The sequence below is a fragment of the Bradyrhizobium ferriligni genome, assembly GCF_056837965.1.
Map to the genome: position 1 here is coordinate 1 of NZ_JBXEJO010000127.1, position 12,297 is coordinate 12,297.

The 12,297-nt window shown below is 65.9% G+C and carries 10 protein-coding genes and 1 pseudogene; 6 read left to right on the forward strand and 5 right to left on the reverse strand.

Annotated features, from left to right (window positions below; all coding sequences use genetic code 11):
• Positions 1-176 precede the first annotated feature (176 nt).
• Positions 177-377: a hypothetical protein gene (locus AC1VNY_RS41145; RefSeq protein WP_482409474.1), complete on the forward strand. Its 201-nt coding sequence runs from the start codon at positions 177-179 to the stop codon at positions 375-377.
• Positions 378-477: 100 nt separating this feature from the next.
• Here AC1VNY_RS41145 and katG read toward each other — a convergent pair whose 3' ends face one another.
• A complete protein-coding gene (gene katG, locus AC1VNY_RS41150; protein WP_482409475.1) occupies positions 478-2,643 on the reverse strand; it encodes a catalase/peroxidase HPI in 2,166 nt (721 codons plus the stop codon).
• Positions 2,644-2,761: 118 nt separating this feature from the next.
• On the opposite strand from katG, the gene AC1VNY_RS41155 reads away from it, so the two are divergent.
• On the forward strand, positions 2,762-3,718 hold the full coding sequence (locus tag AC1VNY_RS41155) for a hydrogen peroxide-inducible genes activator (RefSeq protein ID WP_028342619.1): 957 nt from the start codon (positions 2,762-2,764) through the stop codon (positions 3,716-3,718).
• Between the two features lie 261 nt (positions 3,719-3,979).
• Here AC1VNY_RS41155 and galU read toward each other — a convergent pair whose 3' ends face one another.
• Positions 3,980-4,855: a UTP--glucose-1-phosphate uridylyltransferase GalU gene (galU, locus tag AC1VNY_RS41160; RefSeq protein WP_461192216.1), complete on the reverse strand. Its 876-nt coding sequence runs from the start codon at positions 4,853-4,855 to the stop codon at positions 3,980-3,982.
• 223 nt (positions 4,856-5,078) lie between these two features.
• On the opposite strand from galU, the gene AC1VNY_RS41165 reads away from it, so the two are divergent.
• Entirely contained in the window at positions 5,079-6,458 is a 1,380-nt protein-coding gene (locus tag AC1VNY_RS41165; RefSeq protein ID WP_482409476.1) for a lytic murein transglycosylase, read from the forward strand.
• Between the two features lie 319 nt (positions 6,459-6,777).
• Positions 6,778-8,484, forward strand: coding sequence for an SGNH/GDSL hydrolase family protein (locus AC1VNY_RS41170; protein ID WP_482409477.1), 1,707 nt, complete (start codon positions 6,778-6,780; stop codon positions 8,482-8,484).
• A gap of 155 nt (positions 8,485-8,639) precedes the next feature.
• Here the strand turns inward: AC1VNY_RS41170 and AC1VNY_RS41175 are convergent, their stop codons facing one another.
• Both AC1VNY_RS41175 and AC1VNY_RS41180 read right to left on the reverse strand, forming a co-directional pair.
• Positions 8,640-9,017, reverse strand: coding sequence for a CsbD family protein (locus AC1VNY_RS41175; protein ID WP_028334740.1), 378 nt, complete (start codon positions 9,015-9,017; stop codon positions 8,640-8,642).
• 169 nt (positions 9,018-9,186) lie between these two features.
• The gene (locus AC1VNY_RS41180; protein WP_482409478.1) at positions 9,187-9,921 is read right to left on the reverse strand and encodes an SDR family NAD(P)-dependent oxidoreductase; all 735 of its coding nucleotides are present in this window, start codon (positions 9,919-9,921) and stop codon (positions 9,187-9,189) included.
• 181 nt (positions 9,922-10,102) lie between these two features.
• Here AC1VNY_RS41180 and AC1VNY_RS41185 point away from each other — a divergent pair, with 181 nt between their 5' ends.
• Complete coding sequence (locus tag AC1VNY_RS41185) at positions 10,103-10,882, forward strand: SDR family NAD(P)-dependent oxidoreductase (RefSeq protein WP_155262765.1); 780 nt, start codon at positions 10,103-10,105, stop codon at positions 10,880-10,882.
• Positions 10,883-10,983: 101 nt separating this feature from the next.
• Positions 10,984-11,871 (forward strand): TauD/TfdA dioxygenase family protein, encoded by an 888-nt coding sequence (locus tag AC1VNY_RS41190; RefSeq protein WP_304498501.1) that lies wholly within the window; start codon positions 10,984-10,986, stop codon positions 11,869-11,871.
• A 220-nt stretch (positions 11,872-12,091) separates the two neighbouring features.
• On the opposite strand, the pseudogene AC1VNY_RS41195 reads toward AC1VNY_RS41190, so the two are convergent.
• Positions 12,092-12,297: pseudogene (locus AC1VNY_RS41195) on the reverse strand (IS110 family transposase); the annotation flags it as partial.

Sequence of the window (12,297 nt, forward strand, 5' to 3'; positions counted from 1 at the left end):
CACCGAGTTCTACACTTATGCGATCGTCGGCAGCGTCAGATGTGTATAAGAGGCAGGGAGCACAGTTTCGATGCGGCTCTCGGCAGCGCCGAAGTTACGTTTCGTAGCTTCCGAATTGCGCGAAGCCCGACTCGGCTGCAGCATCAGGACATGGAAATGCTGATGCTGGTGCTGCAATGACGGCATCCAATGTACTGGACTGGATCGTGGCCCTCCTCGTCTGCTGGGCGAGCCTGACTGCAATCTTCGAGCCGCGGCGCGGTGTCTGGCAATGCGACGTGTCCACCGCGACAGGCAGCGCCCCGCAAGTCCCACTGGCGACCCCGACGCAAGCGGAGTTCGAGGAGATGATCCGCGACATGAAGCTGCATGATTGAACGGGATCGGCAAACCGCGAAAATCCTTCCTCGTCGTCCCCCAAATGAAACAGGGCGGCGCCGAAGCGCCGCCCTGCCCTGATTGCCGTTTGCTCGCCGCTTACTTCGCGAGGTCGAAGCGGTCGGCGTTCATCACCTTGGCCCAGGCCGCGACGAAGTCCTTCACGAACTGCTCCTTGGAGTCGGACTGGCCGTAGACCTCGGCGAACGCCCTCAGCTGCGAGTGCGAGCCGAAGATCAGGTCGACGCGGGTGCCGGTCCACTTCACCGCCTTGGTCTTGCGGTCACGGCCCTCATAGACGCCCTGGCCGGCATCGCTCCACACCGTGCCCATGTCGAGCAGGTTGAGGAAGAAGTCGTTGGTGAGCGTCCCCGGCTTGCTGGTGAAGACGCCGTGCTTCGACTTCTTGGCATTGGCGCCGAGCACGCGCAGGCCGCCGACGAGGACCGTCAATTCCGGTCCGGTCAGCCGCAGCAGTTGCGCACGGTCGACCAAGGCCTCTTCCGGCTGCAGGAACTGATGCTTGCCACCGATGTAGTTGCGGAAGCCGTCAGCCCGCGGCTCGAGCGGAGCGAACGATTCGACGTCGGTCTGGTCCTGCGTCGCATCGGTGCGGCCCGGCGTGAAGGGGACCTTCACATTGGTGCCGCCGTCCTTGGCCGCCTTCTCGATCGCAGCCGCGCCGCCGAGCACGATCAGATCGGCGAGCGAGACCTTCTTGCCGAACTCCTTCTGGATGGCTTCGAGCTTGCTCAGCACAGTCTTGAGTTGGGCCGGCTCGTTGACATCCCAGTCCTTCTGCGGCGCAAGGCGGATGCGTGCACCATTGGCACCGCCGCGCTTGTCGGAGCCGCGGAACGTGGAGGCCGAGGCCCAGGCGGTCGACACCAGTTCGGACACCGACAGACCCGAGGCGAGGATCTTCGCCTTGAGCGCCTCGATATCCTTGTCGTCGATCACGGCGTGATCGAGCGCCGGCACCGGGTCCTGCCAGATCAGCGTCTCCTTCGGCACCAGCGGGCCGAGGTAACGCTGGATCGGACCCATGTCGCGGTGCGTGAGCTTGAACCAGGCGCGGGCGAAAGCGTCCGCGAACTGATCGGGATGCTCGTAGAACCGGCGCGAGATCTTCTCATAGGCCGGGTCGAAGCGCAGCGAGAGGTCGGTGGTCAGCATGGTCGGGACATGCTTCTTCGACGGGTCGTACGCGTCCGGAATGTCGGCCGCCGCGCCCTTCGCCTTCCACTGCTTCGCACCTGCGGGGCTCTTCGTGAGCTCCCATTCGTACTTGAACAGGTTATCGAAGAAGTGGTTGCTCCACTTCGTGGGTGTCTGGGTCCAGGTGACCTCGGGGCCGCCGGTGATCGCGTCGGCGCCGACGCCGGTACCGTGCTTGCTCTTCCAGCCGAGGCCCTGATCCTCGAGCGCGCCGCCTTCCGGCTCCGGCCCGATCAGCGACGGATCACCCGCGCCGTGGGTCTTGCCGAAGGTGTGGCCGCCGGCGATCAGCGCAACGGTCTCCTCGTCGTTCATCGCCATGCGGAAGAACGTTTCGCGAATGTCCTTCGCGGCAGCGACCGGGTCCGGATTGCCGTTCGGGCCTTCCGGGTTGACGTAGATCAGGCCCATCTGCACCGCGCCGAGCGGCTCGGAGAGCTGGCGCTCGCCGCTGTAGCGCTCGTCGCCGAGCCAGGTGCCTTCCGGACCCCAGTACAGCTCTTCCGGCTCCCACACGTCGGGGCGGCCACCGGCAAAACCGAACGTCTTGAAGCCCATCGATTCCAGCGCGACGTTGCCGGCGAGGACCATGAGATCGGCCCACGAGATCTTGCGGCCGTATTTCTGCTTGATCGGCCACAGCAGCCGGCGCGCCTTGTCGAGGTTGGCGTTGTCGGGCCAGCTGTTCAGCGGGGCGAAACGCTGCTGGCCGGCGCCGGCGCCGCCGCGGCCGTCGGTGATGCGGTAGGTGCCCGCCGAGTGCCAGGCCATGCGAATCATCAGGCCGCCGTAATGGCCGAAGTCGGCCGGCCACCATTCCTGCGACGTCGTCATCAGGGCCGTGAGATCCTTGATCACGGCATTGAGATCGAGGCTCTTGAATTCCTTGGCGTAGTCAAAACCCTTGCCCATCGGATCGGACAGGCTGGAGTTCTGATGCAGCACCTGAACGTCGAGCGTCTCCGGCCACCAGTCACGATTCGAGTGCCCGCGAGGCCCGCCTGTGAATGGGCATTTGCCCGCGCCTTCGTCGGTTTTTGCGTCCATGTTTCTTCTCCGAGGTGATGGATTCTGGAATGCGCTGGAGCTCTTCCAAGAACGATTCTACGCAACCCAATCCATCAGAGGAAATTGACTTTAGTGATCGCGTTGATAAGATTATCTGATGATAAATGTCACACTCCGGCAACTCAGGTATTTTGATGCTCTGGCCCACCACCGCCATTTCGGGCGCGCCGCGGATGCCTGCGCGGTGTCGCAGCCGGCGCTGTCGATGCAGATCCGCGAGATGGAACAGGCGGTCGGCGGCGTGCTGATCGAGCGCAATGCGCGGCAGGTGACGCTGACGACATTCGGCGAGGACCTGCTGCGCCGCGTGCGCGACATCCTGCGCTCGGTCGACGAGCTCGGCGACTTCGCGCGCGCCTCACGCGACAAGCTTGCCGGGCGGCTGCGGGTCGGCATGATCCCGACGATTGCACCATATCTGCTGCCGAAGGTGATCGAGAACCTGGCGCGGCTGCATCCCGAGCTCGACATCCATGTCCGCGAGACGCTGACGCCGAAGCTGATCAAGGAGGTCGCCGAGGGCCGGCTCGACACCGCGATCGTGGCGCTGCCGGTATCGGAACCGTCGCTGACCGAGGTCGCGCTGTTCTCGGAAAACTTCCTGCTGGTGCGGCCTGGCGAGGATGCCAAGACGCCGGTGCCGAGCGCCGAGATGCTGCGCGAGATGCGGCTCTTGCTGCTCGAGGAAGGCCACTGCTTCCGCGACCAGGCGCTGTCGTTCTGCAACATGCAGTCCTCGCCGCCGCGCGAGGTGCTGGACGCGAGCTCGCTGTCGACGCTGGTGCAGATGGTCGGCGCCGGCATCGGCGTCACCCTGATCCCCGAGATGGCGGTGACGGTGGAGACGCGCTCGGCGCCGGTCACGGTCTCGCGCTTCAAGCACCCGCAGCCGTCGCGCACCATCGGCATGGTCTGGCGCAAGACCTCTCCGCTCGCCGCGCAGCTCCAGCAGATCTCCGAGGTCGTCAGCCTCGCCGCCCGCGCCCTGCGCGCGCCGAAGCAGGACGGCGCCAAGGAGCCGGCGAAACGTGCGGGGCGAAGGAAGGTGGCGTGATCTCGGCTGTGCAGTGGAGACGATGCCGTCCGTGTTTACCGCACCAAGCGCGCCACGCTTACAGCTGTCGTCCCTGCGAAAGCAGGGACCTATAACCACGAATGCTCATTGTTGAGTAATGCTGGAACGACGAATCCCATTCACTACGCCTGCTGCGGAGTATGGGTCCCTGCTTTCGCAGGGACGACATCGAATAGGTTGCGCGGTCTGTGAATCATACGCCCGCATTCTCGCGGCGAATGACGAGATGAGGCGGCGCCCCTACTTCTCCAGGTACTTCTTCATCTCGGCTATCAGGCCGTCGCGCAGTTCGGGGCGCTTGAGGCCGAAGGCGATGTTGGCGCGGAGGAAGCCGGGCTTGGAGCCGCAATCGTGACGCTCGCCCTCGAACTCCACACCGTAGAACTTCTGCGTCTTCGCAAGACCGATCATCGCATCGGTGAGTTGGATCTCGCCGCCGGCGCCGCGCTCCTGCGTGGCCAGGATGTCGAATATCTCCGGCTGCAGGATGTAGCGGCCGGTGATCGACAGGTTGGACGGCGCGGTGCCCTGCGGCGGCTTCTCGACCATGCGGTCGACCTCGAAGATGTTGCCGTTGCGTTTGCCGACGCTGCAGATGCCGTATTGATGGGTGAGCTCGTCGGGCACCGCCTCGACCGCGATCAGGTTCGACTTGTCGCCAAGCCTGCTCGCGGCGTCGATCATCTGCTTGAGGCAGCCCGGCGTGTTCAGCACCAGCTCGTCCGGCAGCACCACCGCGAACGGCTCGTTGCCGACGATATCGCGCGCGCACCACACCGCGTGACCGAGCCCGAGCGGCGCCTGCTGCCGCGTGAAGCTCATCGCGCCGGCCTCAGGCTGGTTCTGCGCCAGGATATCCTGCTCGGTCTTCTTGCCGCGCTGCGCCAGCGTGGTGTCGAGCTCGAACATGCGGTCGAAATGATCCTCGATGACACCCTTGTTGCGGCCGGTGACGAACACGAAATGCTCGATGCCGGCTTCCCGGGCCTCGTCGACCACGTATTGGATCAGCGGCTTGTCGACGATCGTCAGCATCTCCTTCGGCATCGCCTTGGTGGCGGGCAGCACGCGGGTACCGAGACCGGCGACGGGGAATACGGCTTTGCGGATCTTCATGGGATTATCGGAAGCCTTGAAATGGGTGGGACGGCGGCACGAAATGAATCATGCCTTTGGTACCCCGTTTTGCAGCCGCCAACAAAGGCGGATGTGTGGTGCGGCTTAATTCCGCCGTTCCCGTCAGCCAATGCGGGCCGCAACAAAATCTCACCCTTGTTAAGTTATTGGAAACCGTGCCGGGGCCTTCTGGAACAGCACGATTTTGACAGGCACACGACAAATGCGCGCGATGGGAACATCAAGGACCAAGCTTTTCGGCGCGAGCCTGATCGCGCTGGCCCTGCTGCTGCCCGGCAGCACGCAAGCCCAGTCGGCGGGCAACGGCCTGACCAACCTGATCGACAGCATCTTTTCCGGACCGAATGCGACGCCGCCGCAGGCCGCGACCGGACAGGATGGCGCAGCGCCGCCGTGGAGCGGTGAAGACGGCGCCTCCGGCCATCCGCTGATGACGGCTGCGGCGATTCGCCAGGCCGCGTCGGACTTCCCGAACTGCGTCGCAGCGTTGTGGCCAGATGCCGCACGACGCAACATCAGCCAAGAGAATTTCGAGCGCTTCACCGCCGGCCTCACGCCCGATCTGCGCATCATGGATCTGATGGATTCGCAGCCGGAGTTCACCAAGGCGATCTGGGATTATCTCGACATCCTGGTCAGCGACACCAGGCTCGCCAAGGGCCGCGAGATCCTTGCGAAGTACAAGCCGCAGTTCGACGCCACCGAGAAGGCCTATGGCGTCGATCGCTACATCATCGCGGCGATCTGGGGCATCGAGTCGAACTACTCGACCCAGATGGGTGATCGCAGCGTGGTGCAGTCGACCGCGACACTCGCCTGCATCGGCCGCCGTCAGGCCTATTTCAAGGACGAGTTCCTGTCGGCGCTGGAGATCCTCAACCGCGGCGATCTCAGGCCCGAGCAGATGCGCGGCTCCTGGGCCGGCGCGTTCGGCCCGACCCAGTTCATGCCGACCGCGTTCAAGCGCTATGCCGTCGATGGCGATGGCGACGGCCGCCGCGACGTCGTCGACAATCCGAGCGACCTGATCGCCTCGACCGCCAACAATCTCAAGAAGGACGGCTGGCAGGCCGGCGCGAGCTGGGGTTACGAGGTCGTGCTGCCGCAAGGCCTCAATTACATGCTGGCCGACCGCGCCAAGGCGATGCCGCTGTCGCAATGGGAGCATCTCGGCCTCAAGCGACCAGACGGCCAGCCGTTCCCGCGGCCGTCCGACAAGGCCTATCTGCTGGCGCCGGCGGGTGCCGAGGGGCCCGGCTTCCTGATGCTGCAGAATTTCCGGGTGATCATGAAGTACAACCCGGCGGAAGCCTATGCGCTCGCCATCGGCCATTTCGCCGACCGCCTGCGCGGCGGCCAGCCCTTCGCGCAGCCCTGGCCGCGCCAGGAACGGGTGCTGTCGCGCGCCGAACGGCTGGAACTGCAGCAGCTGCTCGCCCAGCGCGGCTTCTACAAGGGCACGCCCGACGGCCAGTTCGGCGGCCAGACCCGCGAGGCGCTGCGCGGCTTCCAGGTGTCGATCGGGGCGCCGGCCGACGGCTTTGCCACCTCCGAGGTGCTGGAGCGCCTGCGGGGGCGGTAGGGCCGAAGCCGCAGGGCTGCCTCCCGTAGCCCGGATGCAGCGCAGCGAAATCCGGGGTTCTCGCCGAGCGGCTGGTCTGGTCCCGGATTACGCTTCGCTCCATCCGGGCTACGGCTCTCCCTCCCCCTCCGCAAGCGGGAGAGGGGCCGCAGTTCCGTCGCCGCGACATCTGCGCCCAAAAGTAACCGTGAAATCCGATATTTGCCGCCTGCCTTGACCGCGGCCGGAGGCACCCGATTTATGGTGGAAAAGCTGCCCGCTTGCGGCCCGATTCCGCTAGTATGCTCACGTACTTCCAGATCATTTGCGACCGAACGCGATGCGAGAGCCAAAGTCCTTCCTGCGCATATTCACCGAAGCCGGTCCGCTGATCGCGCTGACGGTGGCGCTTGCGCTGTTGATCAGCATCGCCCAGCCCGCCTCGGCGCAATTCTTCGGCTTCCCCGGCTTCGGCGGCGGACCGCCGCAACCGCAGCGCCGCGCTCCGCCGCAGCATGGCGGTGGCGGCTGGTTCGGCGGCGATTTCTTCGCGCCGTTCCAGCAGCAGCAGCCCCAATCATCGCAGCCGCAGCGGCCGCGCGAGGATTTCTCGCGCGCCCCGGCACCGGCCAAGCGCGAGGCCGCCGCCGAGCGCAATGTGCTGGTCATCGGCGACGCCATGGCCGACTGGCTCGGCTATGGCCTGGAGGATGCCTATTCCGACCAGCCCGACATGGGCGTGATCCGCAAGCAGAAGACGGTCTCCGGCCTGATCCGCTATCAGCCCAAGGGCGACCCGGCGGATTGGGCCGCGGCCGCGAAGGGCATTCTCGCCACCGAGAACCCCGACGCCATCGTCGTGATGCTCGGCCTCAACGATCGCACCGCGATCCGCGAATCCGTCGTGGAGAAGAAGGTCGACAAGAAGGACGAGAAGAAGGACGCGCGCGGCAAGCCCGAGGCCAAGCCGGGCGACAAGCCCGATGCCGCCGCCAAAACTGATGGCAAACCGGTCGAGGCCGAGCCGCCGGCCGACGACGCCGACAACGATCAGCAGGCCGCGCCGGAAAAGACCGCGCGCTCGCCAAACGGGCTCTATGAATTCCGCGACGACCGCTGGGTCGAGCTCTACGGCAAGAAGATCGAGGAGTTGATCAACGTGCTGAAGAGCAAGGGCGTGCCGGTGCTGTGGGTCGGCCTGCCCGCGATCCGCGGCCAGAAAGGCACGTCGGACATGCTGTTCCTCGACGCGCTCTATCGCGACGGCGCCGGCAAGGCCGGCATCACCTATGTCGACGTCTGGGACGGCTTTGTCGACGAGGCTGGCCGCTTCATGCAGAAGGGCCCGGATTTCGAAGGCCAGCCCCGCAAGCTGCGTACCGATGACGGCGTGTTCTTCACCAAGGCCGGCGCACGCAAGCTCGCGCATTATGTCGAGCGCGAGGTGACGCGCCTGCTCGCGGTGCGATCCGGGCCGATCGCGCTGCCGAGCGAACCGGCGACGCCGGATACCAGCGCCGAGCCCGGCAAGCCCGCGCCGCGGCCGCTGGCAGGCCCGGTGCTGCCGCTGGTCGCCTCCACGGTCGGCACCGATCAATTGCTCGGCGGACCGGGCTCGCGGCCCGCCGCCGTCGATGCGCTCGCCGCGCGCACGCTGGTGAAGGGCGAGGCGCTGGCGCCACCCGCCGGCCGCGCCGATGATTTCGTCTGGCCGCGCCGCGAGATGGGCCGAGAGCAAGCCAAGGGCGATGTGCCGGTTGCCGCCACCACGCCGGCCGCGCCGGCGGGCGGGCCGGCAAATCCGCCACCCTCGACCACGGCGATCGCGCCCGACGGCTCGATCATCACCGCGCCGAAGCCGCCCAGGCGTGTGTTCCGTCCGGCCCAGACCCAAGCCCAGCCGCAACAGCAGCCGCAGACACAGCCCTGGCTGCGCGATCTGTTCGGGTTCGGTGCGCCGCAGCAGCGCCCGCTGGTTGCTCCGCCGCCGCGCCCGCCGCGCGGTGTCGGACAGCGGGCCGCAGGGCCGGGGAATCCGTGGCAGTAAGTCGCGCGCACGCGCGACTAGCTGACTGATGACTGGAAACAATTTGTAGGAAATTCGCACGGCGGGTCAGGCGAAGCCGTAACCCGCCGATGTCTTGCACGGCGAGATGGCGGGTTACGCTATCGCCAACCCGCCCTGCGATTTCATCGTATGGCTCAACCGTAATAGCGCCAGCGCGACGGCGGCGGACGGCGCGGCTGGCGCGTCATCAGGAGCGCAAGCGCAAAGCCGATGCCGCCGGCGATCAGCAGCGATCCCAGCGGGTTCTCCTGCACCGCATGCGCCATCGCCTTCTGTCCGCTGCGAACGGTCTCGCCGCGATGCTCATAGGCGTCCTTGGCGTAGTTGACCGCGGTGTCGGCGGCGTCGCGCGCGGCGTCCTTGGCCTGGCCGTAGAGATCCTGCACCGAGCCTGCGGCTTCGCGCACGCGGCCCGAGGCTTGGGTCTGCGCATCGCCGGTCGCATCGCCGACCGCGCCCTCGGCCTTGCCCGCGAACTCCTTCGCCGTTCCGAAAATCCGATCCTTGTCCATCGTCACGCTCCCTGATCTGTCCGGGAGCTAACCGGGAAACGGCGCGCAGGTTCCTGTGCGCCAAAGCGCAATACTCGCGCCTTGGCCTCCTTATTCGAGCATGATCTCCGCGCAAACGCTCCGCGTTTGTCGCGAGGGAAAACCGCTTCACACTTTTCCGGATCATGCTCTAGAGGATCAACCCGCCGTCGACCACGATGGTCTGGCCGACGATGTAGGAGGCAAGCGGCGAGGCCAGGAACAGCGCGGCGCCGGCCATGTCGGCGGGCGTGCCGAGACGCTTCAGCGGAATGCGCTCGAGCGCGCCTTCGAGACGCTTCGGATTTGCCGTCGTCGCCTTGGTCATCTTGGTGTCGACGAGGCCGGGCGCGATGCCATTGACGCGGATGCCGTTCTCGGCCCAGGCCTCGCCCAGCGTGCGCGTCAGCCCGACGGCGCCGGTCTTCGAGGCGTTGTAGGCCGGATTGCCCATGGTGGAATGATAGGCCGCGGTCGAGCTCACGATGATCAGCGATCCCTTCGCTGCGCTCAGCATCGCCTGGAATTTGGTCGCGCAGGCCATCAGGCTCATCAGGTTGACCTCGAGCACCTTGCGAAAACCCTCCATCTCGAATTCCCCGCGGCGGTAAATCACCGCGCCTTGCGCCAGCACCAGCACGTCGAGCCGGTCGAACGACGGCGTGAAGGCCTCGATCGCCTGCGGGTTGCTGACATCGAGCTGCGCGTAGGCGAGGCCCTCGAGATGCGAGCCCTCTTCGGTGGAATAGTCGCTCGCCTGCGCGCGGGTGCCGCAGATCGCGACGCGCGCGCCTCTGGCGCGGAACGCCTGCGCGATGCCGTTGCCGATGCCGCTGGAGCCGCCGACCACCAATATTTGCTTGCCGCCGAAATCGAGCTCGTTCATCGCGCGTTCCTCTCTCGTGCTGTTGTCTTGATTGAGCATGATCCTTTTCGGAAAGCCAACCGGGAAACTTGCGTTAACGCGCTGCGCGCATGCCGATATCGGATCGCTGGTTTGACGTATCTTGCGATCGGTGCCAGCGTTGCCGTCGCTCACAACGCAAAAAATCAACGGGGGGTCCGTCATGTCCGAATACAAGCAGCTCAGCCGTTCGGTGAAGGGCCTCACCGTTCTCGTCACCGGCGCCGCCAGCGGCATGGGCCGCGCCACCGCGCGGGTGTTCGCCGATGAAGGCGCCAATGTCGCGGTCACCGACCTGACCGAAGAAGGCACGCAGGCGGTGGCGAAGGAGATTTCGGCAAGCGGCGGCTCGGCGAAGGCATGGACGCTCGACGTCAGCGATCGCGACGCCATCACCAAAGTCGTCAACGACGTCGCCGCGCATTTCGGCGGGCTCGACATCATCGTCAACAATGCCGGCATCTCGGTGCGGGTGCCGATCGACGATCCCGCTTACGAGGACGCCTGGGCCAAGGGCATCGCGGTGATGCTGACGGCGCATCCGCGCATCATCCGCGCGGCATTGCCATACCTGCGCAAGTCGCGCTCGCCGCGCATCGTCAACATCGCCTCGACCGAGGCGCTCGGCGCGACCGCGCTGCACAGCCCCTACTCCGCGGCGAAAGGCGGCGTCACCAGCCTGACGCGCTCGCTCGCGGTGGAACTGGGACGCGAAGGCATCACCGTGAACTGCATCTGCCCGGGCCCGATCCGCACCGCGATCACCGACCGCATCTCCGAGGAGCACAAGACGCTCTACGCCAAGCGCCGCACCGCGCTCGCCCGTTACGGCGATCCGGAAGAGGTCGCGCACATGACGCTGAGCCTGTGCCTGCCCGCGGCGTCGTTCCTGACCGGCGCCGTGATTCCGGTCGATGGCGGGTTGATGGCGCGGAATGCCTGATCCGCGCGCGGCCGCGAAGCGTTGACAGCGCGCGCGTGGTGAGTAGCCTTCCCGTCAAACGAAGCGGGAAAACCGCCCGCGACAGACGGGGAGATACGCCAATGACGGTCCTGATCCGGCAGCTTCACAAGCACTTCGTCGGCGAGGTCTCCGGCGTCGATCTGCGCAAGCCGCTGACGAAGCAGGAAGCGATCGACATCGAGGCCGGCATGGACAAATACGCCGTGCTCGTGTTCCACGGCCAGGACATCACCGACGACCAGCAGATGGCATTCGCGCTGAACTTCGGCGAGCGCGAAGATGCGCGCGGCGGCACCGTGGCGAAGAAGGAGGACTATCGTCTCTCCGCGGGGCTCAACGACGTCTCCAATCTCGGCAAGGACGGCAAGCCGCTGCCGAAGGACCACCGCACCCACCTGTTCAACCTCGGCAACTGCCTGTGGCACTCCGACAGCTCGTTCCGGCCGATCCCGGCGAAATTCTCGCTGCTGTCGGCGCGCGTGGTGAACCCGAAGGGCGGCAACACCGAATTCGCCGACATGCGCGCCGCCTATGACGCGCTCGACGACGAGACCAAGGCCGAGCTCGAGGACATGATCTGCGAACACTCGCTGATGTATTCGCGCGGCTCGCTCGGCTTCCTCGACTACACCGACGAGGAGAAGCAGATGTTCAAGCCGGTGCTGCAGCGCCTGGTGCGGACGCATCCGGTGCACGGCCGCAAGTCGCTGTATCTGTCCTCGCACGCCGGCGCCATCAGGGGCATGAGCATGCCGGAGGCGCGGTTGCTGCTGCGCGACCTCACCGAGCACGCGACGCAGCCCGAGTTCGTCTATGTGCATAAATGGACGGTGCATGACCTCGTGATGTGGGACAACCGCCAGACCGTGCACCGCGTCCGCCGCTACGACCAGTCGCAGCCCCGCGACATGCGCCGCGCCACGGTCGCCGGCACCCAGCCGACGGTCGCGCAGGAAGCGGCGGAGTAGACCAAACCACTGCCGTCGTCCCGGGCAAGCGTAAGCGCGACCCGGGACCCATAACCACGGAGCGCCGTTGTTGCGCGACGCTGTGGCCCCAGCTCGCTCCATCCGCACGTCCCGTGGTTACGGGTCCCTGCTTTCGCAGGGACGACACCTGGAGGAGGCGCAGGAGTAACCCAAACCCACAGCCGTCGTCCCGGGCAAGCGAAGCGCGACCCGGCAACTGTTATGTTGGTTTGGTCTGCAGGTACGGCTTTCGGTCTCGCATCATGGCATTGAGGACCGTGAGCAGCTTCCTGGCGACAGCGATGAGGGCGAGTTTGGCTGGTTTTCCGGCCTGTCGCAGTCGTGCATAGAAGGCCTTGAACGGATCAGCTCTGCGAACTGCGTTGAGGGCCGCCATATAAAGGGCGTCACGAACGCGCTTTCGGC

Excerpts from the sequence above, each read along its gene's own strand:
- AC1VNY_RS41145 (WP_482409474.1), top strand. The coding sequence starts at position 177 with ATGACGGCATCCAATGTACTGGACTGGATCGTGGCCCTCCTCGTCTGC.
- AC1VNY_RS41185 (WP_155262765.1), top strand. The coding sequence starts at position 10,103 with ATGTCCGAATACAAGCAGCTCAGCCGTTCGGTGAAGGGCCTCACCGTT.
- galU (WP_461192216.1), bottom strand. The coding sequence starts at position 4,855 with ATGAAGATCCGCAAAGCCGTATTCCCCGTCGCCGGTCTCGGTACCCGC.
- AC1VNY_RS41180 (WP_482409478.1), bottom strand. The coding sequence starts at position 9,921 with ATGAACGAGCTCGATTTCGGCGGCAAGCAAATATTGGTGGTCGGCGGC.
- AC1VNY_RS41155 (WP_028342619.1), top strand. The coding sequence starts at position 2,762 with ATGATAAATGTCACACTCCGGCAACTCAGGTATTTTGATGCTCTGGCC.
- AC1VNY_RS41165 (WP_482409476.1), top strand. The coding sequence starts at position 5,079 with ATGCGCGCGATGGGAACATCAAGGACCAAGCTTTTCGGCGCGAGCCTG.
- AC1VNY_RS41190 (WP_304498501.1), top strand. The coding sequence starts at position 10,984 with ATGACGGTCCTGATCCGGCAGCTTCACAAGCACTTCGTCGGCGAGGTC.
- AC1VNY_RS41175 (WP_028334740.1), bottom strand. The coding sequence starts at position 9,017 with ATGGACAAGGATCGGATTTTCGGAACGGCGAAGGAGTTCGCGGGCAAG.
- katG (WP_482409475.1), bottom strand. The coding sequence starts at position 2,643 with ATGGACGCAAAAACCGACGAAGGCGCGGGCAAATGCCCATTCACAGGC.
- AC1VNY_RS41170 (WP_482409477.1), top strand. The coding sequence starts at position 6,778 with ATGCGAGAGCCAAAGTCCTTCCTGCGCATATTCACCGAAGCCGGTCCG.